At 73.1% G+C, this 26,697-nt stretch carries 26 protein-coding genes; 4 read left to right on the forward strand and 22 right to left on the reverse strand.

Features of this window, described 5'->3' with window-relative positions; genetic code table 11:
- Window positions 1–33: 33 nt before the first annotated feature.
- The 5 genes from AC0HI0_RS22220 to AC0HI0_RS22240 all read right to left on the reverse strand — a co-directional run bounded on the left by AC0HI0_RS22220 (window position 34) and on the right by AC0HI0_RS22240 (window position 3,711).
- Window positions 34–540, reverse strand: a complete 507-nt coding sequence (locus AC0HI0_RS22220) for a flavoprotein (RefSeq protein ID WP_480934361.1) — start codon at window positions 538–540, stop codon at window positions 34–36.
- 76 nt (window positions 541–616) lie between these two features.
- A complete protein-coding gene (locus AC0HI0_RS22225; RefSeq protein WP_480925421.1) occupies window positions 617–2,044 on the reverse strand; it encodes an RsmB/NOP family class I SAM-dependent RNA methyltransferase in 1,428 nt (475 codons plus the stop codon).
- Window positions 2,041–2,967 (reverse strand): methionyl-tRNA formyltransferase, encoded by a 927-nt coding sequence (gene fmt / locus AC0HI0_RS22230; RefSeq protein ID WP_480925422.1) that lies wholly within the window; start codon window positions 2,965–2,967, stop codon window positions 2,041–2,043. Before fmt ends, AC0HI0_RS22225 begins: the two co-directional genes overlap by 4 nt.
- A gap of 2 nt (window positions 2,968–2,969) precedes the next feature.
- Window positions 2,970–3,515: a peptide deformylase gene (gene def / locus AC0HI0_RS22235; RefSeq protein ID WP_480925423.1), complete on the reverse strand. Its 546-nt coding sequence runs from the start codon at window positions 3,513–3,515 to the stop codon at window positions 2,970–2,972.
- Between the two features lie 61 nt (window positions 3,516–3,576).
- A complete protein-coding gene (locus AC0HI0_RS22240) occupies window positions 3,577–3,711 on the reverse strand; it encodes a hypothetical protein (RefSeq protein ID WP_480925424.1) in 135 nt (44 codons plus the stop codon).
- Window positions 3,712–3,851: 140 nt separating this feature from the next.
- On the opposite strand from AC0HI0_RS22240, the gene AC0HI0_RS22245 reads away from it, so the two are divergent.
- Window positions 3,852–4,436, forward strand: a complete 585-nt coding sequence (locus AC0HI0_RS22245) for an RNA polymerase sigma factor (RefSeq protein ID WP_480925425.1) — start codon at window positions 3,852–3,854, stop codon at window positions 4,434–4,436.
- Entirely contained in the window at window positions 4,433–5,692 is a 1,260-nt protein-coding gene (locus AC0HI0_RS22250; protein WP_480925426.1) for a hypothetical protein, read from the forward strand. The genes AC0HI0_RS22245 and AC0HI0_RS22250 overlap by 4 nt, the downstream gene beginning before the upstream one ends.
- Here AC0HI0_RS22250 and ggt read toward each other — a convergent pair.
- Window positions 5,671–7,497: a gamma-glutamyltransferase gene (gene ggt, locus AC0HI0_RS22255; protein ID WP_480925427.1), complete on the reverse strand. Its 1,827-nt coding sequence runs from the start codon at window positions 7,495–7,497 to the stop codon at window positions 5,671–5,673. The two genes, AC0HI0_RS22250 and ggt, sit on opposite strands and share 22 nt — an antisense overlap.
- A 999-nt stretch (window positions 7,498–8,496) precedes the next feature.
- Here ggt and AC0HI0_RS22260 point away from each other — a divergent pair.
- Window positions 8,497–10,488 carry a primosomal protein N' gene (locus AC0HI0_RS22260; protein WP_480925428.1) on the forward strand — a complete coding sequence of 664 codons (1,992 nt, stop codon included), beginning with the start codon at window positions 8,497–8,499 and terminating at the stop codon, window positions 10,486–10,488.
- Window positions 10,489–10,861: 373 nt separating this feature from the next.
- On the opposite strand, the gene AC0HI0_RS22265 is transcribed toward AC0HI0_RS22260, so the two are convergent.
- From AC0HI0_RS22265 to pyrR, 14 genes are all read right to left on the reverse strand, one after another.
- On the reverse strand, window positions 10,862–12,220 hold the full coding sequence (locus AC0HI0_RS22265) for a hypothetical protein (RefSeq protein WP_480925429.1): 1,359 nt from the start codon (window positions 12,218–12,220) through the stop codon (window positions 10,862–10,864).
- On the reverse strand, window positions 12,213–13,415 hold the full coding sequence (gene metK / locus AC0HI0_RS22270; protein ID WP_480925430.1) for a methionine adenosyltransferase: 1,203 nt from the start codon (window positions 13,413–13,415) through the stop codon (window positions 12,213–12,215). The genes AC0HI0_RS22265 and metK overlap by 8 nt, the downstream gene beginning before the upstream one ends.
- A gap of 71 nt (window positions 13,416–13,486) precedes the next feature.
- Window positions 13,487–14,716, reverse strand: a complete 1,230-nt coding sequence (gene coaBC / locus AC0HI0_RS22275; RefSeq protein ID WP_480925431.1) for a bifunctional phosphopantothenoylcysteine decarboxylase/phosphopantothenate--cysteine ligase CoaBC — start codon at window positions 14,714–14,716, stop codon at window positions 13,487–13,489.
- The gene (rpoZ, locus tag AC0HI0_RS22280; RefSeq protein ID WP_015103666.1) at window positions 14,713–14,991 is read right to left on the reverse strand and encodes a DNA-directed RNA polymerase subunit omega; all 279 of its coding nucleotides are present in this window, start codon (window positions 14,989–14,991) and stop codon (window positions 14,713–14,715) included. Before rpoZ ends, coaBC begins: the two co-directional genes overlap by 4 nt.
- A 58-nt stretch (window positions 14,992–15,049) precedes the next feature.
- A complete protein-coding gene (gmk, locus tag AC0HI0_RS22285; protein ID WP_480925432.1) occupies window positions 15,050–15,652 on the reverse strand; it encodes a guanylate kinase in 603 nt (200 codons plus the stop codon).
- Complete coding sequence (gene mihF / locus AC0HI0_RS22290) at window positions 15,649–15,966, reverse strand: integration host factor, actinobacterial type (RefSeq protein WP_033427832.1); 318 nt, start codon at window positions 15,964–15,966, stop codon at window positions 15,649–15,651. Before mihF ends, gmk begins: the two co-directional genes overlap by 4 nt.
- Window positions 15,967–15,990: 24 nt before the next feature.
- Window positions 15,991–16,152: a hypothetical protein gene (locus AC0HI0_RS22295; protein WP_480925433.1), complete on the reverse strand. Its 162-nt coding sequence runs from the start codon at window positions 16,150–16,152 to the stop codon at window positions 15,991–15,993.
- Window positions 16,153–16,266: 114 nt separating this feature from the next.
- Window positions 16,267–17,085 (reverse strand): orotidine-5'-phosphate decarboxylase, encoded by an 819-nt coding sequence (gene pyrF / locus AC0HI0_RS22300; RefSeq protein ID WP_480925434.1) that lies wholly within the window; start codon window positions 17,083–17,085, stop codon window positions 16,267–16,269.
- Window positions 17,082–20,384: a carbamoyl-phosphate synthase large subunit gene (gene carB, locus AC0HI0_RS22305; RefSeq protein ID WP_480925435.1), complete on the reverse strand. Its 3,303-nt coding sequence runs from the start codon at window positions 20,382–20,384 to the stop codon at window positions 17,082–17,084. The genes pyrF and carB overlap by 4 nt, the downstream gene beginning before the upstream one ends.
- On the reverse strand, window positions 20,384–21,526 hold the full coding sequence (carA, locus tag AC0HI0_RS22310; protein ID WP_480925436.1) for a glutamine-hydrolyzing carbamoyl-phosphate synthase small subunit: 1,143 nt from the start codon (window positions 21,524–21,526) through the stop codon (window positions 20,384–20,386). The genes carB and carA overlap by 1 nt, the downstream gene beginning before the upstream one ends.
- Complete coding sequence (locus AC0HI0_RS22315; RefSeq protein WP_480925437.1) at window positions 21,523–22,008, reverse strand: PH-like domain-containing protein; 486 nt, start codon at window positions 22,006–22,008, stop codon at window positions 21,523–21,525. The genes carA and AC0HI0_RS22315 overlap by 4 nt, the downstream gene beginning before the upstream one ends.
- Window positions 22,005–23,291: a dihydroorotase gene (locus AC0HI0_RS22320; RefSeq protein ID WP_480925438.1), complete on the reverse strand. Its 1,287-nt coding sequence runs from the start codon at window positions 23,289–23,291 to the stop codon at window positions 22,005–22,007. Before AC0HI0_RS22320 ends, AC0HI0_RS22315 begins: the two co-directional genes overlap by 4 nt.
- Window positions 23,288–24,247: an aspartate carbamoyltransferase catalytic subunit gene (locus AC0HI0_RS22325; protein WP_480925439.1), complete on the reverse strand. Its 960-nt coding sequence runs from the start codon at window positions 24,245–24,247 to the stop codon at window positions 23,288–23,290. Before AC0HI0_RS22325 ends, AC0HI0_RS22320 begins: the two co-directional genes overlap by 4 nt.
- Window positions 24,244–24,816, reverse strand: a complete 573-nt coding sequence (gene pyrR / locus AC0HI0_RS22330; protein WP_480925440.1) for a bifunctional pyr operon transcriptional regulator/uracil phosphoribosyltransferase PyrR — start codon at window positions 24,814–24,816, stop codon at window positions 24,244–24,246. Before pyrR ends, AC0HI0_RS22325 begins: the two co-directional genes overlap by 4 nt.
- 258 nt (window positions 24,817–25,074) lie before the next feature.
- On the opposite strand from pyrR, the gene bldD reads away from it, so the two are divergent.
- Window positions 25,075–25,563 (forward strand): transcriptional regulator BldD, encoded by a 489-nt coding sequence (gene bldD, locus AC0HI0_RS22335; RefSeq protein ID WP_015103676.1) that lies wholly within the window; start codon window positions 25,075–25,077, stop codon window positions 25,561–25,563.
- 145 nt (window positions 25,564–25,708) lie between these two features.
- On the opposite strand, the gene nusB is transcribed toward bldD, so the two are convergent.
- Both nusB and efp read right to left on the reverse strand, forming a co-directional pair.
- A complete protein-coding gene (gene nusB, locus AC0HI0_RS22340; protein WP_480925441.1) occupies window positions 25,709–26,128 on the reverse strand; it encodes a transcription antitermination factor NusB in 420 nt (139 codons plus the stop codon).
- A gap of 1 nt (window position 26,129) precedes the next feature.
- Entirely contained in the window at window positions 26,130–26,693 is a 564-nt protein-coding gene (gene efp / locus AC0HI0_RS22345) for an elongation factor P (RefSeq protein ID WP_480925442.1), read from the reverse strand.
- Window positions 26,694–26,697: the final 4 nt, after the last annotated feature.

Below are 26,697 nucleotides of genomic sequence, written 5' to 3' on the forward strand. Positions count from 1 at the left end.
CAAGCCTGCTACGCGTCTCGGTTGGCTGTCAATTCACGCCCTATTGTCGAATGCGGCGAACGGCGCAACCTCGGCGAGTTCCCTCAGCGCGTCTTCAGGTCCGCCGCCGACCACCCGCACGCCGGCCTCCCGCAACACCGCCAGATGGCCGCGATAGGCGGGGTGCCGGGATTGTTCCGGACCGACCTGCGCGAGCACCACCATCGGCGCGCCCCGGCCGAGCGCCTCGGCCAGCACGGTCAGCGCCTGGTTGTCGCCGATGCCCAGGGCGAGCTTCGCGATCGAGTTCAGCGTGGCGGGCGCGAACACGAACGCGTCGGGCACCGGGTGCGGTTTCGGCTCGCCCGGCAGCCGCGACGTCGAGCGGACCGGCAGATCGGTCAGCGCGGCCAGCGCGGCGGCCTCCGGTGCCAGCCACCGCGCCGCGGTCGGGGTGAGCGTGATCGCCAGCCGCCACCCCGCCCGCGCCAGCGGCTCGGCCAGTCCGGGCCGCAGCCACCGCTCGACCCCGCCGCCCGCCGAGGCGACCAGCCCCAGCACCGGCCGGCCCGTCCCGGTCCGGTCTGGGCCGGTCCGGTCGGGGCAGGTCCGGTCCGCCTCGGACCACCCCACCGGGTTACACCGGGCGGCGCAGGAGCGCGCAGAACATCGCGTCGGTGCCGTGCAGGTGCGGCCACAGCTGCACCTGCGGGCCGTCGCCCAGGTGCGGCACGCCGGGGAACGCCGCGCGGGTGTCCAGGCGTTCCGCGCCGGTCCGCCGGGCCACGTCCGCGACCACGCCGACGGTCTCCGACAGGTGCGGCGAGCACACCACGTACGCCACCACCCCGCCCGGCCGGACGAGGGTCAGCGCGGCGGTCAGCAGCTCGCGCTGCAACCGGGCCAGCGGGGCGACGTCGGAGGGCTTGCGCCGCCACCGCGCCTCGGGCCGGCGGCGCAGCGCGCCCAGCCCGGTGCACGGCGCGTCGACCAGCACCCGGTCGTAGGACCCCTCCGGCAGCCCCGAGAAGCGGCCGTCGGTCACGTGCACGGTGATCGGCAGGTCGCCCGCCGCCTTGCGGATCAGCTCCGCGCGGTGCGGTGCCTTCTCCACCGCCTCCAGGCTCGCGCCGGACAGCTGCGCCAGCGCGCCCAGCAGCACGGCCTTGCCGCCCGGCCCGGCGCACAGGTCCAGCCAGCGCTCGTCCGGACCCTCCGCCGCCGGGCTGGTCAGCGCCAGCGCGCACAGCTGGCTGCCCTCGTCCTGCACCGCGGCCAGCTTCTCGCGCACCGGGTCCAGGTCGCCCGGGTCGCCCGCGCCCGCCTCCAGCAGCACCCCGTACGGCGAGTACGGCGCCACCTCGCCGCCGGTCATCGCGGCCAGCTCGTCCGCGCTGCACTCCCCCGGCCGGGCCGCGAGGTGCACGGCGGGGCGCGCGTCGTCGGCCACCAGGGCGTCGCGCAGCGCCTCGCCCCGGCTGCCCAGCGCTTCCGCGAACGCTTGCGCGATCCACCTCGGGTGGGCGTTGGCCATCGCCAGGTAGCCGATCGGGTCGGTCTCCTCGTCCGGCGCGACCTCGTCCACCCAGCCCGCCTCGTCCTGCCCGGTCACCCGGCGCAGCACGGCGTTCGCGAAGCCCGCCGCGCCCGAGCCGAGTTCGGCGCGCACCAGGTCCACGGTGGACGCGACCGCCGCGTGGGCCGGGATCCGGGTGCGCAGCAGCTGGTAGGCGCCCATCCGCAGGGCGTCCAGCACCGAACCGTCCACTTCGGACAGCGGGCGGTCGGAGCAGGCGGTGAGGATCGCGTCCAGCAGGCCCTGCGCGCGGGCCGTGCCGTAGGCGAGTTCGGTGGCCAGGGCGGCGTCCCGGCCGGTGATCCGGCGGTCCCGGAGCAGGCCGGGCAGCACCAGGTTGGCGTAGGCGTCGCGCTGCCGGACCGCGCGCAGCGTGTCCAGCGCGGCCAGCCGCGCCGGGTCGTCGACCGGCGGTCGTTCGGGGCCGGTGCGCCGGCGCGGCGGGTGGGGGCGCTGCGGCCGGGACGGCCGGGAGGAACGCTGGGTCATGAGATGCGCTCCCCCGCCTCGATGCGGACGCCGCGCGCCCAGTCCGTCGCCGTCATCCGCTTCTTCCCCTGTGCTTGCACTTCGCCGAGCACCACGGGTGTGGTGGCCGTACCGACCAGCACGCGCCTGCGCTCCACCCGGATCTCGCCGGGCGGCAGGCCGTCCTCCTCGACCGGGGTCACCGGGCCGAGCTTGAGCCGCTCGCCGCGGAACTCCGCCCACGCGCCGGGGTCCGGGGTCACCGCGCGCGCGACGCGGTCCAGCGCCGCCGCCGGGTTGCCGAAGTCCAGCCGGCCGTCGTCCACGGTCACCTTCGGCGCGTAGGTGACGTTCTCCTCGGGCTGCTCCACCGGGCGCAGCGTGCCGTCCTCGACGCCGTCGACGGTGGACAGCAGCAGCTTCGCACCGGACTCGGCGAGCCGGCCCAGCAGGTCGCCGGAGGTGTCGCGCTCGCGCACCCGCTCGGTCACCACGCCGAACACCGGCCCCGCGTCCAGCGCCTTGACGATCCGGAACGTGGTCGCCCCGGTGATGTCGTCACCGTGCCGCACGGCCGCCTGCACGGGTGCCGCGCCGCGCCACGCGGGCAGCACCGAGAAGTGCAGGTTCACCCAGCCGTGGGTCGGGATGGCCAGGGCGGACTCGGGCAGCAGCGCGCCGTAGGCCACCACCGGGCACAGGTCCGGCGCGAGCGCGCGCAGCCGGGCCTGGAAGTCGGGGTCCGACGCCTTGGCCGGGGTCAGCACCTCGATGCCGTGCTCGTCGGCCAGCGCCGCGACCGGCGACCGCTCGACCTTGCGGCCGCGACCGGCCGGGGCGTCGGGGCGGGTCACCACGGCGACCACCTCGTGCCGGGGGGAGTCCAGGAACGCGCGCAGCGACGGCAGCGCCGGTTCGGGCGTGCCCGCGAAGACCAGCCGCATGCTCACGCACCCCCGAACAACGGGTGCGGCGACTGCTTGAACGTCGGCAGGCCGCCGTCGAACCAGTCCTGCTGCCGGATCTCGCGCATCGCCTGCTTGCGGGTCTGCTCGTCGAGCCGGTCCAGGAACAGCACGCCGTCCAGGTGGTCGGTCTCGTGCTGGATGCACCGGGCCAGCAGGTCGGTGCCCTCCACCTCGACCGGCTCGCCGTGCATGTTCCAGCCGCGCGCCACCACGGCGCGGTGCCGGACGCAGTCCCACCTCAGCTCGGGGATCGACAGGCAGCCCTCGGGGCCGTCCTGGGTCTCGTCGCCGACGACCTCGAACGTCGGGTTCACCAGGTGACCGGCGAAGCCGTCGCAGTGGTAGGTGAACACCCGCAGGCCGACGCCGAGCTGCGGGGCCGCGAGACCCGCGCCGCCGGCCTCGCTCATGGTGTCCCACAGGTCCTTGACCAGCTTGCGAAGCTCCGCGTCGAACTCGGTGACCTCGACGGCGGGGGTCCGCAGCACCGGGTCGCCGAACAGCCGAATGGGTTGGACGGTCACGCACTCTCCTAGAACGGGGGCAGACGGCCAGTCTAGGAGAGCGGCCAAAACGCGGTCGGGCTCAGTGCTCGGCGTGGCGGCCGAGGAACGTCACACCCACCAGCGCGGCCAGGAAGTGGCCCGCGAACCGGACCGCGGTGAGCAGCGCCGTCACGAACGCCGGGGTCTTCGCACTGGTCATCGTGATGGCGGCCATGTCGCGCTCCTCTTCTCGTCGGTGAGACCACGATCCCGCGACCGGGCGTGCGCGCGCGTCCGCTCGGAGTAGCGACCCGTTCTCCGTCCCCGGGATGAGGTCGGGTGCAACGCCGGGAGTACCTGCGGCTACCTATTGGCATGATCGCCGAGACGACCAACCGGCAGGGGGCGCCACCGTTGGCCGACACCGACGCCGAACTGTGGGAACGCGGCGACCGGCCCGCGTTCGCCGCCCTGTTCGACCGCCACGCCGAAGCGGTGTGGAACCACTGCTTCCGGCTCACCGCCTCCTGGGCCACGGCCGAGGACCTGACCTCCGCGACGTTCCTCGCCGCGTGGCGCAGGCGCGCGGAGATCACCCTGGTGCGCGATTCCGCGCTGCCCTGGCTGTACGCCGTCGCGGGGAACCTGGCGCGCACCGAGTTCCGCCGGCTGGGCCGGTTCCGGCGGGCCCTGCGCCGGGTGCCCGACCAGGACGTGGTGCCCGACCACGCGGAGCGCGTCATCTCGTCGGTGGACGACGACCGCGAGCTGCGCCGGGTGCTGGCGGCGGTGCGGACCATGCCCGCCGCCGAGCGCGAAGCCGTCGAGCTGTGCCTGCTCGGCGAGCTGTCCGCCGCCGAGGCGGCCGAGGTGCTGGGGGTGGCCGAGGTGTCGGTCCGCTCCCGCATCTCCCGCGCCCGCGCCCGGCTGCGCGCCGGACGAGTCGAGGAGGCCCGATGAACGCCCCGCAACTGCCGCCCCGCCGGGTGCTGCCCGCCGACGTGCGGGAGCGGATGCGCCGCCGGGTGGTCGGCGCAGAAGAGGATGCACAAGAGGACACCGAGGCGGGTGCTGTCGCCCGGGTGTCCGGTCTGCCCGGACACCGCACGCGCCGGTGGGCGCGCGGACCGCTGGCCGCTGCGGCCGGTGCCGTCCTGCTGGTCGGGGCGGGCGTGGTCGCCGTGCAGGTCTTCCCCGGGCCGGAAACCCGGACCGGCACACCCGTCCTGCCGGTGCCCGGCAGGTTCGCCGCGCCCTTCGAAGCCGAGGTCGTGCCGAGCCTCCCGCAGGACTTGGAGGCGTGCGGCTTCGGCGGCGCGCAGGCGGTCACGGTGCGGGTGCCGGGCCGGCGGGTGCTGATCACACCGAGGGAGCAGTACTGCGAGCTGACCTACACGACCGTGGTCCGCGACGACCCGACGGACTACCGGGACCTGGCCGTCGGCGGGTCGAAGGTGCTGTGGCGCTCACCCACCGGGGTCGTCCTCCTCAAGCCCCCGGCGCGGACCGCCGAGATGCGCGCCTGGGTGAAGGAGGACATGCCGATCACCTCGAAGCTGCTCGACGAGAACCACTTCATCACCATCCCCAGGGGCCGGACCGCCACCGTCGAGACGATCGCGGAGGGGGCGGAGGAGCCGGAGCGCGCCACCCTGGAGATGGACGCCCTGCCGAACCCGGCACCCGTGCGAGACCGGTTCCCGGACGGCTCCACCGACCCCTCCGACCCGAAGAACACGCTGGCCACCTGCGTGGACGCCGCGATGCGGGAGAGCGTCGACGGGATCGACGACAGCGGGACGTGGGAGTCCGGCGCGGCCATCGGCACCGACACGTCCGGCGGGCTGCTGGCGATGCGCGGACCGGACGGGGCCGACGCGTACTGCACCGTCGACCGGTTCCGGGGGACGCACGTGTACGCGGCCCCCGACCGCCCCGGCGACCCGTCCCGGCCGTTGCGGATGGTCGTGTCGAAGTCGGTCGAGGTCGGCAGCCCGCCGCAGGCCGTGCTGCAGCTCGCCGGGACCGTCCAGGACGACGTGGCGCGCCTGGAGTTCCTGTGGGCGCGACTGGACCCGCAGGAAGCCGTCGTCCGGGAGGGGACGTTCGCCGCGTGGCTGATCGGCAAGTACACCACCGACCACGTGCTGGACGACATCAAGGTCCGGGCGTACGACCGGAACGGCGAGCTGCTCTACGAGGGCCGGGTGATGTGACCCGGCCAGACCGCGCGGGCCGCCCCGCCACCCCTCCGGGTGGTCTCGGCGGCGGCCCGCCACCGGCCGTCCGGGAGGCGTTCGACGGCGGTCGTCGCGCCGATCTCGGCCGTGGACGTGAAGCGGTGCCCCAGCGCGCGCAGGTCGGCGGCCTCCGGGGTGTCCAGGAACGCCGCTTCGGCCTGGGTGCTCGTCGCGTTGCGCTGCGACGCGCGCGGCGCGGCGATCGCCTCGACCAGCGGGAGACCCCGGTCCAGGCGCTGGATGAGCACTTGGAGGACCGTGGTGATGATGCTCGCGCCGCCCGGCGAGCCCAGGGCGAGCACGGGCGCGCCGTGCTGCAGCACGATCGTCGGCGACATGGACGACCTCGGCCGCTTGCCCGGTCCGGGCAGGTTGGGGTCCGGGACGCCGGGCGTGACCGGGGTGAACGAGAAGTCGGTGAGTTCGTTGTTCAGCAGGAACCCCCGGCCGGGCACGACGATGCCGCTGCCGCCCTCCTGCTCGATGGTGAGCGTGTATGCGACGACGTTGCCCCACTTGTCGGCGACCGTGAGGTGCGTGGTGTCGGTGCCTTCGTAAGGGGCGGCGTCCGGCTCGCCGGTGGTCCGGCAGGGCGTCGGGTCGCGCGGATCGCCCGGGGCGACCGGACTGGCCAGCACCTTGGTCGGGGAGATCAGGCACGCGCGGCTGTCGGCGAACTCCTGGGACAGCAGCTCGCGGACCGGGACGTCGACGAAGGCCGGGTCGCCCACCCAGCGGTTGCGGTCGGCGAACGACAGCCGTGACGCCTCCAGGAACCGGTGCAGGTACTGGACCGTGGACTCGTCCTTGACGTTCGTGGACTCCAGGATGTTCAACGCCTCGCCGACCGCGATGCCGCCGGAAGACGGCGGGGCCATGCCGTAGACGTCCAGGTCGCGGTAGCGCGAACGGCTCGGTTCACGTTGCGGGGCGTTGTAGCTGCCCAGGTCCGCGAGGGTGAGGCGACCGGGGCGGACCTTACGGGTCGCGGCCGGGTCCACAGGCGGTTGGTTGACGGCCTTGACCAGGTCGTGGCCGATCGGACCGCGATAGAGCGCGGAGACGCCGTCGTGGCGGAGTTCGCGGTAGGTGTCGGCGAGATCGGGGTTGCGGAACGTGCTGCCGACCGCCGGGACCGGGAGGTAGAGCTTCCGCGTGGAGGTGATGTCGGCGAACCGCGCGGCGTTCTCGGCGATCTGCCGGTTGAACGTCGCGTCGACCTGGAAGCCCCGCCGGGCCAGTTCCTCGGCCGGCTTCAGCGCCTTGTCCAGCGACAACGTGCCCCAGCGCTGGAGCGCGCGCTGCCAGGTGCGGGGAGTGCCGGGGACGCCCACGGACAGCCCGCTGGTCACCGCGTCGGCGAACGGGATCGGCTGCCCGTTCTCCAGGAACAGATCGGGACCGGCCGACGCGGGTGCCGTCTCACGCCCGTCGAGCGTGGACACCCGGCGGGTGCGGGCGTCGTAGTAGACGAAGAACCCGCCACCGCCGATCCCGGCGGAGAACGGGTCGGTGACCCCCAACGCCGCCGCCACCGCCACGGCGGCGTCCACGGCGTTGCCGCCGCGCCGCAGGACGTCGATGCCGACCTGTGAGGCGTCCGGGTCGATGCTCGACACCACGCCGCCGGACCCCACGGCCTCGGGTGCCCGGGTCGGCAGGTCTTGTTGTCCTTGTCGCGCCTCTGGTGACGGCGATGGTTCCTGTTGCGCTTGGGCGGAGACAAGCGGCGTGATGAGGAGGAAGGATGCCAGGACGCTGACGACCGTCGAGCGGAGCATCGTTCTCTTGTACTCCTGGGTGGGGTGCCGCAGAACCCCCGCGAGGTCGAATCCCACCCGTAGGTGACTTCGGCGTACCCGGTAGCGGTTCGACTCCCTCTGTGGTTCGTCGGTTCGGCCGGCGTGCCCTGGTGCGACGCCGCGACGAGACCGTGACGGCTGTGCGATGCGCCTGACGGCGGGGTGGACGCTCCGGCCGGTCAGCCGCATCGGCTGCGGCGCGGGCACGGCCCGGTGGCGATGCGCGACGGTGGAGCCGGCGGCCGAGCGACCGGCCGGACTGTCCAGCGGCCGGGCGAGCGAGCGGCCAGGCGCGCAGGCAAGCCGCCGGGACAGGCTGTCAGGCAAGGCGGCAGGCGAGCCGCCGACAGCCAAGCGAGCGAGCCGGCGAGCGAGCCTCCAGGTAAAGCGAGCGGGTGAACTGCTGGTGGGCGAGCGGGCGCGAGAGAAAGCGAAGCGAGGGCCGGCAAGCGTGTGCGGCAACCCATCCCGCGCCCGCCTGCCCGCGCCTCGCTCACCCGCCTGCCCGCCTGCCCGCCTGCCCGCCTGCCCGCCTGCCCGCCTGCCCGCCTGCCCGCCTGCCCGCCTGCCCGCCTGCCCGCCTGCCCGCCTGCCCGCCTGCCCGCCTGCCCGCCTGCCCGCCTGCCCGCCTGCCCGCCTGCCCGCCTGCCCGCCTGCCCGCCTGCCCGCCTGCCCGCCTGCCCGCCTGCCCGCCTGCCCGCCTGCCCGCCTGCCCGCCTGCCCGCCTGCCCGCCTGCCCGCCTGCCCGTTCCGGGCGTGGCGGCTGATCAACATCACCCATAAGTGATCTTGCATACCTAGAACACCTGTTCGAAGATGGACCCATGACACCGCCCGCGCCGCCGCCCACCCACCGCATCAACCGCCCCTACCACCCGCTCCTCGACTGCCCCGCCCAAGGCGTCCACCCCGACCCCTCACCCACTCGGCCCCACCACCCCGACACCCTCCGGGAGGCACTCTGGTAGACCTCAGCTCATGGCAGGCAAGGCGAGCACCAGGCGCGGGGAACGCGTACCCGCCGCCGTGCTGCCCGTCGCCCGGATCTGCGTCGACGTCCCGCTCCCGCACCTCGACCGGCTCTTCGACTACCAGGTCTCGACCGAGCAGGACTCGGACGCGGTGCCCGGCTGCCGGGTCCGGGTCCGGTTCGCGGGCCAGCTGGTCGACGGCTACCTGATCGAACGCGCCGAGGAGTCCGGCTACGGCAGCAAGCTGAGCTTCCTCGACCGGGTGATCTCGGCGGAGCCGGTGCTCTCGCCGGAGGTGGCCGAGCTGGCGCGCGCGGTCGCCGACCGGTACGCGGGTTCGCTGATCGACGTCCTGCGGATGGCGGTCCCGCCCCGGCACGCGCGGGTCGAGGCGAAGCCGTCGCCGGACCCGGCACCGGTCCCGGCCGCGCCCTCGGCCGAGGGCTGGGCGCGGTACCCGTTCGGGCCGAACCTGCTGGACGCGCTCCGGTCGGGGCGCTCGGCGCGGGCGGTGTGGCAGGCGTTGCCCGCCGAGGACTGGCCCGCGCGGCTGGCCGAGGCGGCGACGACCGTGGTGAGCACCGGGCGGGGGGCGCTGGTGGTCGTGCCGGACCACCGGGACCTGGCTCGGCTGCACGCGGCGTGCGCGGCGCTCGCGGGGCCGGACGCGGTGGTGACGCTGTCGTCCGACCTGGGGCCGTCCGAGCGGTACAAGCGGTGGCTGGCGGTGCGGCGGGGTGCGGTGCGGCTGGTCCTCGGGACGCGTGGGGCGGCGCTCGCGCCCGTGCACGACCTGGGGCTGGTGGTGGTGTGGGACGACGGCGACGACCTGCACGCCGAGCCCCGGATGCCGTACCCGAACGTGCGGGACGTCCTGGTGCAGCGTTCGCACCTGGACGGGGCGTCGCTGCTGGTGGGCGGCTTCGCCCGGACGGCGGAGGCGCAACTGCTGGTGGACAGCGGGTGGGCGCACGAGGTGGTGGCGGGCCGCGACACGTTGCGGGCCGTCGCACCTCGGGTCGCGGCGGTGGGCGACAACGCGTGGCAGGACGTGAAGGACCCGGCGGCGCGGTCGGCGCGGCTGCCGTCCATCGCGTTCGACGCGGCGCGGGCGGCGTTCGCCGAGGACGCGCCGGTGCTGATCCAGGTGCCGCGCCGGGGGTACGTGCCGTCGTTGGCGTGCGGGACGTGCCGGGCTCCGGCGCGGTGCCGGCGGTGCGCGGGGCCGCTCGCCCTGCCCGGGGGCACGGACGACGGCGTGCCGAAGCCCGCGTACTGCCGGTGGTGCGGTGCCACGGAGGCGGCGTTCCGCTGTCCGGCGTGCGGGTCGCGGCGGCTGCGTGGCCAGATCATCGGGGCCCGGCGGACGGCCGAGGAGCTGGGTCGGGCGTTCAGCAACATCCCGGTGCGCACGTCCGGGGCCGACGAGGTCTTGTCGACCGTGCCGGGAGGCCGTGCCCTGGTGGTCGCGACGCCGGGGGCCGAGCCGACCGCCGAGGGCGGCTACGGCGCGGTCCTGCTGCTCGACGGCTGGGCCCTGCTGAGCCGCGCCGACCTGCGGGCGACCGAGGAGACCCTCCGCCGCTGGATGACCGCCGCCGCGCTGGCCCGTCCGGCGGGCAAGGTGGTGGTGATCGCCGATTCCAGCCTCCCCCCGGTCCAGGCGCTGGTCCGCTGGGACCCGGTCTGGCACGCGCGGCAGGAATTGGCGGGCCGCACCGAACTCGGCTTCCCCCCGGCCGTCCGGATGGCGACGGTCGACGGCACCCCGGACGCCTTGGCGACCGCGCTGGAAGACCTGGTCCTCCCCCCGTCCGGCGAAATCCTCGGCCCGGTCCCGCTCTCCGAGGACGGCCGGCGGGAACGGGCCCTGATCCGCGTCCCCCGGACCGACGGCAAACCCCTGGCCGAGGCCCTGACCGCCCTCCAGGCCACCCGCAGCGCCCGCAAGGACCCGGACCCGATCAGGGTGAAGCTCGACCCCATCGAAGTCATCTGACGGACCGGGCCGACGAACTCGGCCGGCGAGGTGATCAGCCGGACTCAGCCGTACCCGACCGGCACGGCGGCGGCGCAGCGATCCAACACAGGGATCCAGCACAGCGATCCGACGACGCGGGCCAGCACAGCGATCCGGCACAGCGATTCGACGGCGTGGGGCCGGCGGCGTGGGGCCGGCGGCGGAGTACCCAAGGGCATCGCGCGACGGTCACCGGGCATCCCGAACACCGACGGCGAGCGGCGAGCAGCGGCGGGCAGCGGGCAGCGAGCGACCAAGTCTGCTGAAGTCGGGCGGCGACCGCACCGGCGGCGGCCGACCGTTGCGGTCGCCTCGGGTCCGGCGGTCCGGCGGTCCGGCGGTTCGGCGCGGGTCAGGGGGTTTTGCGGACCAGGCCGGTGAAGCCGGCTACGAACAGGGTGGCGAAGGCCCAGGCCAGCAGTTGCAGGAACCAGGTCGACACGACCACGAACTGGCCCAACCCGCTGCTCGTCACCACCTGGCACTTCACGCCTTCGGGCTTGGCCAGCGGGGTCACGGCGTTCAGCGCGTGCCCGATCTGCTCGACCGTCGAACACGACCGCACCAACCCCGCCGGGCCCGCCACGCCCGCCACCAGGCCCACCGCCACCAGCAGCGTCCCGACCAGCCACACCAGCGCCAACGCGGGCCGGTAGCCGTAGCCCACGGTCGCGCCCGTCACCCGGTGCCACACCCGGCCCCACCTGGTCAGCCTGCCGCGCCTGGCCAGGTCGCGCTGCTGGGCGACCCGGATCCGGCGCACGTCGCGCTCGTTGCCCGCCGCCTGGTGCGCCGCCGCCAGTTGCAGGTAGGGCTGGCTCGCGTACCACGGGGTCCGCGTCGCCAGCAGCGCCAGCCACTCGTCCACCGACGCGTCGCGCGGCACCCCTACGTAGGTCAACCCGTCCAGTTCCACGCCGCCGTCCAGCACCTCCGGCGAGAACAGGATCTCCTTGCCCGCCTTGACGTGCTTCACGTCCAGCGCCGACGCGCCCACCAGCCGGCAGTCGCGCAGCACCAGCTGGCCGCCGATCCGCGAACCCCGGATCCGGACCGCCGCGAACCGGTCCGACGCGGTCGTCGCGCGGAAGCCCCGGCGCAGGAACACGTTGTCCTCGACCTGCATGTCCACGCCGAGCAGCGCGACCTCGGCGGCCCGGAAGTCGGCTCCGTCGCACCTCAGGTTCCCGCCGAGCCGCGCGCCGTCCAGGTACACCGTGCCGACCGCGCGCACCTCGGTCAGGTAGAGCTGGCTGCCGGTGCGCAGCTTCGGCGCGTGCAGTGCGTACTCGTCGCCGGTCAGCCGGGCGCCGCGCAGGCTCACGTGGCCGCCGACGTCGGCCTCCCCCAGGTCCAACGCCCAGCCGTCGTCGCTGGTCAGCCGGGCGTCCTGGAGCAGCAGGTAGTGGTCGAGCTTGAGCCACGGCGCGGACACCGCGGGCGCGGTCAGGCCGCTGAGGTCCAGCGACGCGAACCGGGCGCGGTCGAGCAGGACCGGGGACTCCGCGGTGCAGTCGCGCAGCACGACGGGCCGGGACACCGCCACGTCGGACAGGTCCAGCTGCCCGGTCAGCCGCGCGCCGCCGATCCGCAGGCCCCGTTGGTCGAGTTCGTCGGTCAACAGGTCGCGGATCAGCGACGCGGGGATCGTCCGGTCGGTCAGGTCCACGGCCTCGCCGCGGACCAGCCGCTCTCTTAAGCCGTCACGCACCCGCGGCCGCGCGCAGGGCGTCCGCGCGGTCGGTGTTCTCCCACGGGAGGTCGACGTCGGTGCGGCCGAAGTGGCCGTACGCGGCGGTCGGGGCGTAGATCGGGCGGAGCAGGTCGAGGTCGCGGATGATGGCCGCCGGGCGGAGGTCGAAGACCTCGCCGATGGCCTGCTGGATCTTGGTCGGGTCGACGGTCTCGGTGCCGAACGTCTCCACGAACAGGCCCACCGGGGCGGCCTTGCCGATCGCGTACGCGACCTGCACCTCGATGCGGGTCGCGAGGCCCGCGGCGACCGCGTTCTTCGCCACCCAGCGCATCGCGTACGCCGCGGACCGGTCCACCTTCGACGGGTCCTTGCCGGAGAACGCGCCGCCGCCGTGGCGGGCCATGCCGCCGTAGGTGTCGACGATGATCTTGCGGCCGGTCAGGCCCGCGTCGCCCATCGGGCCGCCGATGACGAACCGGCCGGTCGGGTTGACCAGCAGCCGCACGTCGGCGGTCTCCAGGCCGAGTCCGTCGACCTCGGGCGTGACGACGTGCTCGCGGATGTCCACGCCGAGCAGCTTCTCCAGGTCGATGCCGTCCGCGTGCTGCGTCGACACCACGACGGTGTCCAGCCGGACCGGCTGATCGCCCGCGTACTCGATGGTGACCTGGGTCTTGCCGTCCGGGCGCAGGTAGGGCACGGTGCCGTCCTTGCGCACCGCGGTCAGCCGCCGGGACAGCCGGTGCGCGAGCGCGATCGGCAGCGGCATCAGCTCGGGCGTGTCGGTGCACGCGTAGCCGAACATCAGGCCCTGGTCGCCCGCGCCCTGCTTGTCGATGTCGTCGTCCGCGCCGTCGACGCGCTGCTCGTAGGCGGTGTCGACGCCCTGCGCGATGTCCGCGGACTGCGCGCCGATCGCCACGTTCACGCCGCACGAGCGGCCGTCGAAGCCCTTGGCCGACGAGTCGTAGCCGATCTCCAGGATCTTCTCCCGGACGATCGACGGGATGTCCGCGTAGGTCTCGGTGGTGACCTCGCCCGCCACGTGCACCTGGCCGGTGGTGATGAGGGTCTCCACGGCCACCCGCGAACGGGGGTCCTTGGCCAGCAACGCGTCGAGGATGGAGTCGCTGATCGCGTCGCAGATCTTGTCCGGGTGCCCCTCCGTCACCGACTCACTGGTGAACAGCCTGCTGCTGTGCTGGCTCACGGCACTCCCCATTCCGAGTTTCCCTCTGCGATCGATCCCCAGCTTACTGAGCGTCCCCTCCCGGAGGGCCATCAACGGGAGGTCGGGACGACCGCATCCCACACTGCGGACGCCAGACGCGCCTTCGACCCGTGTGGTAGCGCGGTTTCCGCCCCGTTCGCGGACAGCAGCCAACCTGCGTTGTCCTCGACCTCGAACGCCTTGCCGTCGCCGACCGCGTTGACCACGAGCCAGTCGCAGCCCTTGCGACGCAGCTTCGCCCGTCCGTAGTCCAGCACGTCGCCCTGGCCGTCCCCGGTCTCGGCGGCGAAGCCGACGACGACCTGGCCCGCCCGGCGGGCGCCGACCAGTTCGACCAGGATGTCCGCGTTGCGGGTGAGCCGGACCGGCTCCGGGTCGCGGTCGCTCTTCTTGATCTTGTGCTCGGCCAGGTCGACCGGGCGGAAGTCGGCCACGGCGGCGGCCATCACGACGACGTCCGCGGCCTCGGCCACCCGGTGCATCGCGTCGCGCAGCTCGGCCGCGCTGCCCACCCGCTCGACCTCGACGCCCGCGGGCGCGGCCAGGTCGGCGGTGTGCGCGGCGACCAGCGTCACCCGCGCGCCGCGTTGGGCGGCGACCCGGGCCAGCGCGAAGCCCTGCCGGCCGGACGAGCGGTTGCCCAGGAAGCGCACCGGGTCCAGCGGCTCGCGGGTGCCGCCGGCGGAGACGGCCACGTGCAGGCCCTCCATGTCCCGGGGCAGCGCGTCCGGGCGCTCCAGCAGCAGCCGGCACAGCTCGACGATCTCGGCCGGGTCGGGCAGCCTGCCCTTGCCGGTGTCCTTGCCGGTCAGCCGCCCGCTGGCGGGTTCGGCGACGATCACGCCGCGCGAGCGCAGCAGCGCCACGTTGGCCCTGGTCGCCGGGTGCTCCCACATCTCGGTGTGCATCGCGGGGACCAGCAGGACCGGGCAGCGCGCGGTCAGCAGGGCGTTGGTGAGCAGGTCGTCGGCCAGCCCGTGGGCGGCCTTGGCCAGCAGGTTCGCCGTGGCGGGCGCGACCACCAGCAGGTCGGCCTCCTGCCCCAGCTTGACGTGCTGCACGGACGGCACGTCGGAGAACACGCCGGCGTGCACCGGCTGCCCGGACAGGGCCTCGAAGGTGGCCGCGCCGACGAAGTTCAGCGCGCTTTCGGTGGGGACGACCCGCACCGCGTGGCCGGACTCGGTGAGCCGGCGCAGCACCTCGCACGCCTTGTAGGCGGCGATCCCACCGCCCACCCCCAGCACGACGCGGGGGCGGGCGTCGACCGCCTCGGTCACTCGCCCTCGGTGTGCTCAAGGAGACCCGCGTGGATCTCCCGGAGCGCGATGGACAGCGGCTTCTCACGCGGGCCCGGCTCGACCAGCGGGCCGACGTACTCCAGCAGGCCCTCGCCCAGCTGGGCGTAGTAGTCGTTGATCTGCCGCGCCCGCTTGGCCGCGTAGATCACCAGCGCGTACTTCGAGCTGACCTGCTCCAGCAGGTCGTCGATCGGCGGGTTGGTGATGCCCTCCGGAGAACCCGACAGGGGGCCCAGCTCGGTGTGCGTGGTCACTCGTCAACGCTCCTGCGGTTTGGTGTGTCCAGGGGTCGTCCCACGCCTGCGGAACGCGCTAGCGCGCGACGGGCGGCGGGCCGACCACCAAGTCTAGCAACTGGGTGGCCGCCGATCGAACGTCGGCGTTCACCACGACCTCGTCGAACTCCGGTTCGGCCGCGAGTTCCTCACGGGCGATCTCCAGCCGGCGGGCCACCACGGCGGGGTCCTCGGTGCCTCGGCCGGTCAGCCGCTCGACCAGGTCCTCCCAGGACGGCGGGGCGAGCATGACCAGCTGCGCCCCGGGCATCGCGGCCCGCACCTGGCGGGCCCCCTGGAGTTCGATCTCCAGCAGGGACGGCCGACCGGCCGCCAGCGCGCGCTCCACGGGCTCCCGGGGGGTGCCGTAGCAGTTGCCGGCGAACTCGGCGTGCTCCAGCAGCTCGCCGTTGGCGACCATCTTGCGGAACTCGGGCAGGTCCACGAAGTGGTAGTGCACCCCGTCGACCTCGCCCGGCCTCGGCTTCCTGGTGGTCACCGAGACGCTGAAGTGCAGGTCGGGATCCCTCCGGCGCAGCTCGGCCAGCACGCTGGACTTGCCCACGCCGGAGGGCCCGGAAAGTACGGTGAGGCGGGACCGGGCGCGTGCGCCCGGTCCCGCCCCGGTGCCATCACTCACTCGCCGCTGAACTCGGTGAGCAGCGCCTTGCGCTGCCGCTCACCCAGGCCGCGCAGCCGACGGCTCGGAGCGATCTCAAGACGCTCCATGATCTGCTGCGCGCGAACCTTGCCGACGCCCGGAAGCGCCTCAAGCAGCGCGGACACCTTCATCTTGCCAAGGACCTCGTCGCTCTCAGCGGCCTTCAGCACGTCCGTCAGGGTCGTGCCGCCACGCTTGAGGCGCTCCTTGAGCTCAGCCCGAGCGCGACGAGCGGCAGCAGCCTTCTCCAGCGCTGCGGCCCGCTGCTCCTCGGTAAGCTGGGGAAGGGCCACGATTTCCTCCGTGGTGTGGGAATTTCAATTCTGGATCGGTGCCGCGACCGTACCGAGCGCAATTGCCTGGGTACAACGTGGGTCCCAGTCAGGTGAATCTTTCAGCGCCTGGTGGTTGCGGCGGGTGGTAGTAGTACCAACACCCGCCGACAGGCCCATCACCGCCACCGGTAACGCCTTGCGCACGACCTGTGTGGTATGCGCTCGATGGGGGATGGTCCCGCCGGTCGCCAGGACCGTACCAGGCACCGTTTACGCAGGTGAGCGGACCACGCAAAGCGTGTCGCGATTTGATCGCGATCACAGCCCCAGGGAGTCCCCCACAGCCCTCGCCGCGGACCGCAACCTTGCGGAATCCGGACCGTGGCGGAGCACGTCCCGGGAGCTGGCCGGGAGCACTCCGCGCAGGTCGTCGCCGAACAGCCGGCGCAGGTCCGCCACGGTCGCGCCCTGGGCTCCGAAACCGGGAGCCAGGACGGGTCCGTGCAGGTCAGCGAGGTCCACCCCGAGTTCGGCCACGGTCGCGCCGACGACCAGCCCGACGTCCCCCAGGGGGTCCGCACCGGCGTTGCGGCGGGCCGCCGCGTCGATGACGGACTGGGCCACGCAACGGCCTTCCGAGTCGGTCGCGCGCTGCACCGAGGAACCCTCGGGATTGGAAGTCAACGCCAGCACGAATACGCCGCGCCCACTCGCGTGTGCGGCTTCGAGCGCCGGGTCCAGCGATCCGAAACCGAGGTACGGCGACAGCGTGACGGCGTCCCCGGCCAACGGCGAGCCGTCGGCGAGGTACGCCTGGGCGTAGGCGGCCATGGTGGACCCGATGTCGCCGCGCTTGGCGTCCACCAGGACCAGCGTGCCGGTGCCCCGCAGGTCCGCCACGACCCGTTCCAGCACCGCCACGCCCCGTGAGCCGTACGCCTCGAAGAAGGCCGCCTGCGGCTTCACCACGGCCACGTGGCCGCCGAACGCCTCCACGCAGGTCAGCGCGAACCGCTCCAGCCCCGACGCGTCGCGCGGCAGGCCCCAGGCGTCGAGCAGGCCCGGGTGGGGGTCGATGCCGACGCACAGCGGGCCGTGCTCGGCGGTGGCCCGGACCAGCCGTTCCCCGAACCTCACGACTCACCCCGCAGGGCCGCCTGGAGCGCCTGGAGGGGCCGTACGCCGATGTCACCGCGGATGGCGGCCTCGATGCCGTGCACGGCCGCGGCGGCACCCTGGATGGTCGTGACGCACGGGATGTCCTTCGCCACGGCCGCCGTGCGGATCTCGTAGCCGTCCACACGCGGTCCGTGGTTGCCGTACGGCGTGTTGATGATCATGTCGACCTTCCCGTCCAGGATGGCGTCGACGATGTTCTGCTCGCCCTCGAAGTGCTTGCGCACGACCGTGCACGGGATGCCGTTGCGGCGCAGCACCTCGGCCGTGCCGGCCGTGGCGAGCACCTCGAAGCCCAGGTCGGCGAGCCGCTTGACCGGGAAGATCATGGCCCGCTTGTCCCTGTTGGCGACCGACACGAAGACCCGGCCCGAGGTGGGCAGCGAGCCGTAGGAGGCGGTCTGGGACTTGGCGAAGGCCATGCCGAAGGACACGTCGATGCCCATCACCTCGCCGGTGGACTTCATCTCCGGCCCGAGCAGCGAGTCCACGCCCTTGCCCTCCGGCGTGCGGAACCGGTGGAAGGGCAGCACGGCCTCCTTGACCGCGACCGGGGCGTGCGGCGGCAGCTTCGCGCCGTCGCCCGTGGCGGGCAGGATGCCCTCCGCGCGCAGCTCGGCGACGGTCGCGCCGAGCATGATCCGGGCGGCGGCCTTGGCCAGCGGCACGGCGGTCGCCTTGGACACGAACGGCACCGTGCGCGACGCGCGCGGGTTGGCCTCCAGCACGTACAGCACGTCGTCCTTGAGCGCGTACTGGACGTTGAGCAGGCCGCGCACGCCGATGCCCTCGGCGATGGCCCGGGTGGAGCGCCGCACGTTGTCCACGTCGGTCTCGCCCAGGGTGATCGGGGGCAGCGCGCACGCCGAGTCGCCGGAGTGCACGCCGGCCTCCTCGATGTGCTCCATCACGCCGCCGATGAAGATCTCCTCGCCGTCGAACAGGGCGTCCACGTCGATCTCGATGGCGTCGTCGAGGAACCGGTCGACCAGCACCGGGTGCTCCGGGCTGACCTCGGTGGCGCGGGCGATGTAGCCGGCCAGCGTGTCCTCGTCGTAGACGATCTCCATGCCGCGCCCGCCCAGCACGTAGGACGGCCGCACCAGCACCGGGTAGCCGATCTCGTCGGCGATCGCCTTGGCCTGCGCGAACGACGTGGCGGTGCCGTACTTGGGCGCGGGCAGGCCCGCGTCGGTGAGCACCTGGCCGAACGCGCCCCGGTCCTCGGCGAGGTGGATGGCGTGCGGCGGGGTGCCCACGACCGGGACGCCCGCGTCGGCGAGGCGCTGCGCGAGGCCCAGCGGGGTCTGCCCGCCCAGCTGCACGATCACGCCCTCCACGGTGCCCGAGCGCTGCTCGGAGTGGAACACCTCCAGCACGTCCTCGAACGTCAGCGGCTCGAAGTACAGGCGGTCGGAGGTGTCGTAGTCGGTGGACACGGTCTCCGGGTTGCAGTTGACCATCACCGTCTCGTACCCGGCGGCGCGCAGCGCCATGGCCGCGTGCACGCACGAGTAGTCGAACTCGATGCCCTGGCCGATCCGGTTCGGCCCGGAGCCCAGGATCAGCACCTTGGGCTTGTCGCGCTGCTCGGCGACCTCGGTCTCCGCCTCGGGGTCGAGTTCGTAGGCCGAGTAGTGGTACGGGGTCTTGGCGGCGAACTCGGCGGCGCAGGTGTCGACGGTCTTGAACACCGGGCGCACGCCCAGCCGGTGCCGCAGCGCGCGCACGCCGTCCTCGCCGGCGAGTTCGGGGCGCAGCGCGGCGACCTGCCGGTCGGACAGGCCCGCCCGCTTGGCCTTGCGCAGCAGGCGCTCGTCCAGCACCGGGGCGTCCTCGATCTCCCGGCCCAGCTCGACCAGCCAGGCGATCTGCTCGACGAACCACGGGTCGATGCCCGACGCCTCGTGCACCTGCTCGACGGTCGCGCCCAGGCGCAGCGCCCGGTCCACGGTGTACAGGCGCCCGTCGTGCCCGGCGCGCAGTTCGTCCAGAGTGGACTCCAGCGTCGCGTCCGCCGGGTCCGGGGTGGTCCGGAAGCCCGCGGCCTTGGTCTCCATGGAGCGCAACGCCTTGCCGAGCGCCTCGGCGAAACTGCGGCCGATGGACATCGCCTCGCCGACCGACTTCATCGTCGTGGTGAGCGTCCGGTCCGCGCCGGGGAACTTCTCGAAGGCGAACCTCGGCACCTTCACCACGACGTAGTCCAGCGCCGGCTCGAAACTGGCCGGGGTCTCCCCGGTGATGTCGTTGCGGATTTCGTCCAGGGTGTAGCCGATGGCGAGTTTCGCGGCGATCTTGGCGATCGGGAAGCCGGTCGCTTTCGACGCCAGCGCCGAGGAGCGGGAAACGCGCGGGTTCATTTCGATCACGACCATCCGCCCGGTTTCCGGGTTGATCGCGAACTGGATGTTGCACCCGCCGGTGTCCACGCCGACCTCGCGGATGACCGCGATGCCGACGTCGCGCATGTGCTGGTACTCGCGGTCGGTCAGCGTCATCGCGGGCGCGACGGTCACCGAGTCTCCGGTGTGCACGCCCATCGGGTCGATGTTCTCGATGGAGCACACCACGACCACGTTGTCGTTGCGGTCGCGCATCAGCTCCAGCTCGTACTCCTTCCAGCCGAGCACGCTCTCCTCGACCAGCACCTCGGTGACCGGGGACTCGGCGAGCCCGGAGGCGGCCAGCCGCTCCAGCTCCTCGGGGGTGTGCGCCATGCCCGAACCCAGGCCGCCCATGGTGAACGACGGCCGGATCACCACCGGCAGGCCCAGCTCGGCGACCGTGGCGCGGACGTCGTCCATGGTGCGGCACACGGCGCTGCGCGGGACCTCGGCGCCGAGCTTGCGCACCAGGTCCTTGAAGATCTGCCGGTCCTCGCCGCGCTGGATGGCGTCGATGTCCGCGCCGATCAGCTCGACGTCGTACTTCTCCAGCACCCCGCGCTCGTGCAGCGCGATGGCCGTGTTCAGCGCGGTCTGCCCGCCCAGGGTGGCCAGGATCGCGTCCGGGCGCTCGGCGGCGATCACCTTCTCCACGAACTCCGGCGTGATCGGCTCGACGTAGGTGGCGTCGGCGAACTCCGGGTCGGTCATGATCGTGGCCGGGTTGGAGTTGACCAGGCTGACCCGCAGGCCCTCGTCGCGCAGCACGCGGCACGCCTGGGTGCCCGAGTAGTCGAACTCGCACGCCTGGCCGATGACGATCGGACCCGAGCCGATCACCAGAACGTGCTTGAGATCAGTCCTCTTCGGCATCAGCGACCCTCGCCCATCATCGTCACAAAGTCGTCGAACAGCGGGGCGGCGTCGTGCGGGCCCGCCGCCGCTTCCGGGTGGTACTGCACGCTGAACGCGGGCACGTCCAGGGCGCGCACGCCCTCCACGGTGCCGTCGTTCGGGCAGTAGTGGCTCAGCTGCACGCGGCCGAAGTCGGAGCCGAACTCCTGCCCCGGCTCGCCCTCCAGCGCGAAGCCGTGGTTCTGCGCGGTGATGGCCACCTTCCCGGTCGCGACGTCGATGACCGGGATGTTGATGCCGCGGTGGCCGTAGCGCATCTTGTAGGTCTCGCGGCCCAGCGCGCGGCCCAGGATCTGGTTGCCGAAGCAGATGCCGAACAGCGGGATCTTCTTCTCCAGCACCTCGCGGGTCAGCCCGACGGCGTGCGCCTGGGTGGCCGGGTCGCCGGGGCCGTTGGACAGGAACACCCCGTCCGGCGCGACCGCCTCGACGTCGGCGAAGGTCGAGTGCAGCGGCAGGACGTGCACCTCGATGCCGCGCGCGGCCAACATCCGCGGCGTGTTGGACTTGATGCCCAGGTCCAGCGCGGCGACCCGGAACCGGCGCTCGCCGATCGCGTCCACCACGTACTTCTCGGCCGTGGTCACGTCGCCGGCCAGGTCGGCGCCGACCATGCCGGGCGCGGTGCGCACCCGTGCCAGCATCTCCTCGGGGCTGCCCAGGTCGTCGCCGGAGAACACGCCGGCGCGCATCGCGCCGCGCTCGCGCAGGTGGCGGGTGAGCATCCGGGTGTCGACGCCCGCGATGCCGACCACGCCCTGGCGGACCAGCTCGTCGTCCAGGCCCCGGGTGGCGCGCCAGTTGGACGGCACCCGCGCCGGGTCGCGCACGACGTAGCCGGAGACCCAGATCCGGGACGACTCGTCGTCCTCGTCGTTCCAGCCGGTGTTGCCGATCTGCGGCGCGGTCTGCACCACGATCTGGCGGTGGTAGGACGGGTCGGTGAGGGTCTCCTGGTAGCCGGTCATGCCGGTGGAGAACACCACCTCGCCGAGGCTCGCGCCGACCGCGCCGTAGGACTCGCCGCGGAAGACCCGGCCGTCCTCCAGCACCAGGGCCGCGCCGGTCGTCGCGGAGTTGTTGTTCGCGGAGTTGTTCACGCACGGCCTCCCAGCGCCTGCACCCACTGCTCGTACACGTCCTTGTCGTCGCCCCGGAAGCCGGTGTCGAAGGTCTGGCCTTCGAGCTGCCAGCGCACCACCAGCAGTCCGTCGGCGGTCATCACCTTGCCCGCGAGGCCGCGCGCGGTGCGGGCGTCGAGCACGTCGCCCAGCGGGATCCACATGGCGCTCGCGCCGGTCCGCTCCACCAGCACGCCGGTGTCGGTCAGCTTGAGCACGGCCTCGGCGCGGTGGCCGATGTCGCCGACCGCGACCCGGTCCTGCCAGTTGTCGCCGATCGTGGTGCCGACGTAGACGCCGGTGGTCTCCAGCTTGGCCGCGCCGGTCTCGGCGGGCGGCTGGGGGAACTCCGGCAGCACCTCGGCCTGCCGCTTGGCGCGGGCGCGCCACCCGTGCCACATGCCGTAGACGGCCAGGGCGAAGATGGCGAGCACCGCCAGGGACAGCAGCACGCGGGTCATGCAGGAATCCTTCCGCTGGTGGCGGTCACGCGCCCGCGCAGCAGCGTGGCGACGACCCGGCCGGGCAGTTCCATGCCCTCGAACGGGGTGTTGGCCGCGATGCTGGCGAAGTCCGCGCCGCGCACGGTCCAGGTGGCGTCCGGGTCGACCAGCACGAGGTTGGCGGGCTCGCCCACCTCGACCGGGCGGCCGTGGTCGGGCAGGCCCGCGATCTCGGCCGGGCGTTCGCTCATCACCCGCGCGACGCCGCGCCAGTCGAGCAGGCCGGTCTGGACCATCGTCGCGACGACGACCGACAGCGCGGTCTGGAGACCGAGCATGCCGGGCCGGGCGGCGGCCCACTCGCAGTCCTTGTCCTGCACGGCGTGCGGGGCGTGGTCGGTCGCGACGCAGTCGATCACGCCGGCGGCGAGGGCCTGCCGCAGCTGCTCGACGTCGGCGGCGGTGCGCAGCGGCGGGTTGACCTTGTTGACCGGGTCGTAGGTCTCCAGCCGGTCGTCGGTCAGCAGCAGGTGGTGCGGCGTGACCTCGGCGGTGACGTCGGTGCCCCGGGCCTTGGCCCAGGCCAGCACGTCGGCGGTGCCGGCGGTGGAGACGTGGCAGACGTGCAGCCGGGCGTCCACCTGCTTGGCGAGCAGGCAGTCCCGGGCCACGACGGCCTCCTCGGCGGCGGCGGGCCAGCCCTGCAGACCCAGCCGCGCGGCGTGCTCGCCCTCGTGGGCCTGCGCGCCGGCGGTCAGCCGGGGCTCCTCGGCGTGCTGCGCGACCACCACGTCCAGCGCCTTGGAGTACTCCAGGGCGCGGCGCATGATCAGCGGGTCGTGCACGCAGTGGCCGTCGTCGGAGAACACCCGGACGCCGGCCTTGGCCATGGTGCCCAGCTCCGCCAGCTTCTCGCCCTTGAGGCCGACGGTGACCGCGCCCACCGGGTGCACGTCGACCAGGCCGACCTCGCGACCGCGCCGGGCCACGTGCTCGACCACCACGGCGTTGTCCGCCACCGGGTCGGTGTTGGCCATGGCGAAGACCGCGGTGTAGCCGCCGAGCGCCGCGGCGGCGGAGCCGGTCTCGATGGTCTCGGTGTCCTCGCGGCCCGGTTCGCGCAGGTGGGTGTGCAGGTCCACGAAGCCGGGCAGCAGCACCGCGCCGCCGCCGTCCAGGACCTCCGCGCCGGGTTCGTCGGCGACCGCGCCGACGGCGGCGATCACGCCGTCGCGGACCAGCACGTCGACCGGGTCGCCTTCGCCGTAGGGCCGCACTCCCCTGAGGATCAAGGGGTTCACGCGTTCTCCTCCTCGTGGGCAAGCAGGTGGTAGAGGACGGCCATGCGCACGTGCACGCCGTTGCGCACCTGGTCGGTGATGGCGGCGCGCGGCGAGTCGGCGACCGCGCTCGCGATCTCCATGCCGCGCAGCATCGGACCGGGGTGCAGCACCACGGCGTGCTCGGGGAGCAGGGCCAGTCGTCGTTCGTTGAGCCCGTAGGCGATCGAGTACTCGCGCGCCGACGGGAAGAAGTGCCCGTTGCCTCCGGCGCCGGCGGGCCCGCTGTACATCCGTTCCGCCTGCACGCGCAGCAGCATCACCGCGTCCTGGCTGGGCAGCTCGGCGTCCAGCTCGTGCGAGACGGTGACCGGCCAGTTCGCCACGCCGGTGGGCAGCAGCGTCGGCGGGGCCACCAGGGTGACCTGCGCGCCGAGCGCGGTCAGCAGGTGCACGTTCGAGCGGGCCACCCGGCTGTGCAGCACGTCGCCGACGATCGCGATCCGGCGGTCCCGCAGGTCGCCGAGCCGCTCCCGCAGGGTGGCCGCGTCCAGCAGCGCCTGGGTGGGGTGCTCGTGCATGCCGTCGCCGGCGTTCACCACGGACGTGCCGGTGTGCTTGAGCCAGCCCGCCAGCCGGTGGGCCGCGCCGGAGGCCGGGTGCCGGACGACCACGCAGTCCGCGCCGGCGGCGGCCAGGGTGAGCGCGGTGTCGCGCAGCGACTCGCCCTTGCCCACGCTGGAGCCGGACGACGAGACGTTCACCACGTCCGCGCTCATCCACTTGCCCGCGATCTCGAAGCTGACCCGGGTCCGGGTGGAGTTCTCGTAGAACATCGTGATCACCGTGCGGCCCCGCAGGGTGGGCAGTTTGCGCACCTCACGGCCTTCCAGGGACTGCTTGAGGCCCGCCGCGGTGTCCAGGATCGCGGTGGCGTCCGCCGGGTCGATGCCCTCGGTGGACAGCAGGTGCTTCACCGCAGCACCACCCCGTCGCGCTGGTCGAACTCCTCCAGCAGCACGTGGACCTCCTCGGATCGGGCGGTGGGGACGTTCTTGCCGACGTAGTCCGCGCGGATGGGCAGTTCGCGGTGGCCCCGGTCGACCAGCACCGCGAGCTGCACGGCGCGCGGGCGGCCGTGGTCGCGCAGCGCGTCCAGGGCGGCCCGGATCGTGCGGCCGGAGAACAGGACGTCGTCGACCAGGACGACCAGCCGGTCGTCGATACCGCCATCCGGGAGCCTGGTCGTCTCAAGTGGGCGGGTCGGGCCGCGCCGCAGGTCGTCCCGGTAGAGGGTCACGTCCAGGGTGCCTGTGGGTACCGCCACACCGCTGAATTCCCGGATCTTGACCGCGAGCCTGCGGGAGAGGGGCGCACCCCGGCTTGGAATCCCCATCAGGACTACCGCGGGTGCGCTGGGTGCATCGAGAGCCGTCTTCTCGATGATCTGATGGGCCATTCGGGCGACGGTGCGCGCGACGTCACCGGCCGACAGGAGTTCTCGCTCCCCGGCCGGATCCGTCGCGCCACGTTGACGTGGCGCCACGGTTGGACCTCCTTCCCCGCCTCGCTGGACGGGTCCTTAAAGGACGTCGGACACCCGGCTTCGACCGGGCTGACCAGCACGGTATCAGGCTTTCCGGGTCAATCTTCCGGGTGGTCCGCGTGGTCTGCCCCACCTGGGCCGGCGAGATCGGCTTGACCTGGTGACCACGGAGAGCAATCATTACTCTGCGTATTGATCTAAGCCTCCCCGCGGCAGTCCCCTACCGGCTGACGGGGCGAATGAACGGAGAACCGCCACATGGGCGACTACGCCAAGGCGCTGGGGGCAAAGCTCCGCGCGATCCGCCAGCAGCAGGGCTTGTCTTTGCACGGCGTCGAGCAGAAGTCCGGCGGTCGCTGGAAGGCCGTGGTCGTCGGCTCGTACGAGCGCGGCGACCGAGCCGTGACCGTGCAGAAGCTCGCCGAGCTGGCCGACTTCTACGGTGTGCCGGTCGCGGAACTGCTGCCGGAGGGCCGCGTGCCGTCCGGGGCCGAGCCCGCGACGAAGATCGTCATCAACCTGGAACGGCTGCAACAGCTGCCGGCGGAGAAGGTCGGGCCGCTCGCGCGGTACGCGGCCACCATCCAGAGCCAGCGCGGTGACTACAACGGCAAGGTCCTGTCCATCCGGACCGAGGACCTGCGCTCCCTGGCGATCATCTACGACATGACGCCGGGCGAGCTGACCGAACAGCTCATCGACTGGGGTGTGCTGCCTCCCGAGGCCCGACCGGCCAAGGAGGACTGAGCACGACGAGGGAGGGCCGCACGGCACACCGGGGCGGCCCCTCTTCCACGTGGTCCCGGTCGGGTCGGGACCCGCGCGGAAGGCCCTCCGGACGTGCGGAAAGGCCCCCGCGCCGACCACGCGGGGGCCTTCCGGGCGAACAGCTCTAGAGGACGGCGCGCAGCTGGTCCGCGATGACCGCGATCCGGCCCAGCACGCCGTTGACGAAGCGCGGCGAATCGTCCGTGGAGAGCTGCTTGGCCAGCTCCACGGCCTCGTCGATGGCGACCGCGTCCGGGACGTCGGCCGCCCACAGCAGCTCGTAGAGGCCCATCCGCAGCACCGCGCGGTCCACGCCCGGCATCCGCTGGAGCGTCCAGCCCTCGGCGTGCTCCGAGATCAGGTCGTCGATCCGGGCGCGGTGCCCGGTGACGCCCTCCACCAGGCTGATCGTGTAGTCGTTGATCGGCGGCACGTCCGGCGAGCCCACCCGCTCCGCGAGCAGGGTGACCGCGTCCACACCGCGCAGATCGGCCTCGTAGAGGACGTCCACCGCCCGTTTCCGGGCCTTGCTGCGTGCGCCCATGTCAGCCGTTGACTCGGCCGAGGTACCGGCCGTCGCGGGTGTCGACCTTGATCTTCTCGCCGGTCGAGACGAACAGCGGGACCTGGATCTCCGCGCCCGTCTCCAGCGTGGCGGGCTTGGTGCCGCCGGTGCTGCGGTCGCCCTGGAGGCCCGGGTCGGTGTGCTGGATGACCAGCTCGACGCTCGTCGGCAGCTCCACGTAGAGCGCGACGCCCTCGTGCACCGCGACGACCGCCTCCTGGTTCTCCAGCATGTAGTTCGCCGCGTCCGACACCGTCTCGGCGGGCACGTTGAGCTGCTCGAACGTGTCACCGTCCATGAAGACGAAGTCGGTGCCGTCCTTGTACAGGTAGGTCATGCCGCGCTTGTCCACGGTGGCCGTGTCGACCTTGGTACCCGCGTTGAAGGTCTTGTCCACGACCTTGCCGGACAGGACGTGCTTCAACGTGGTGCGCACGAATGCGCCACCTTTGCCCGGCTTGACGTGCTGGAACGCGGTGACGGTCCACAGCTGGCCGTCGAGGTTCAGCACCAGGCCGTTCTTCAGGTCGTTGGTGGTGGCCACGGGG

Source organism: Saccharothrix sp. NBAS 001 (assembly GCF_056640475.1).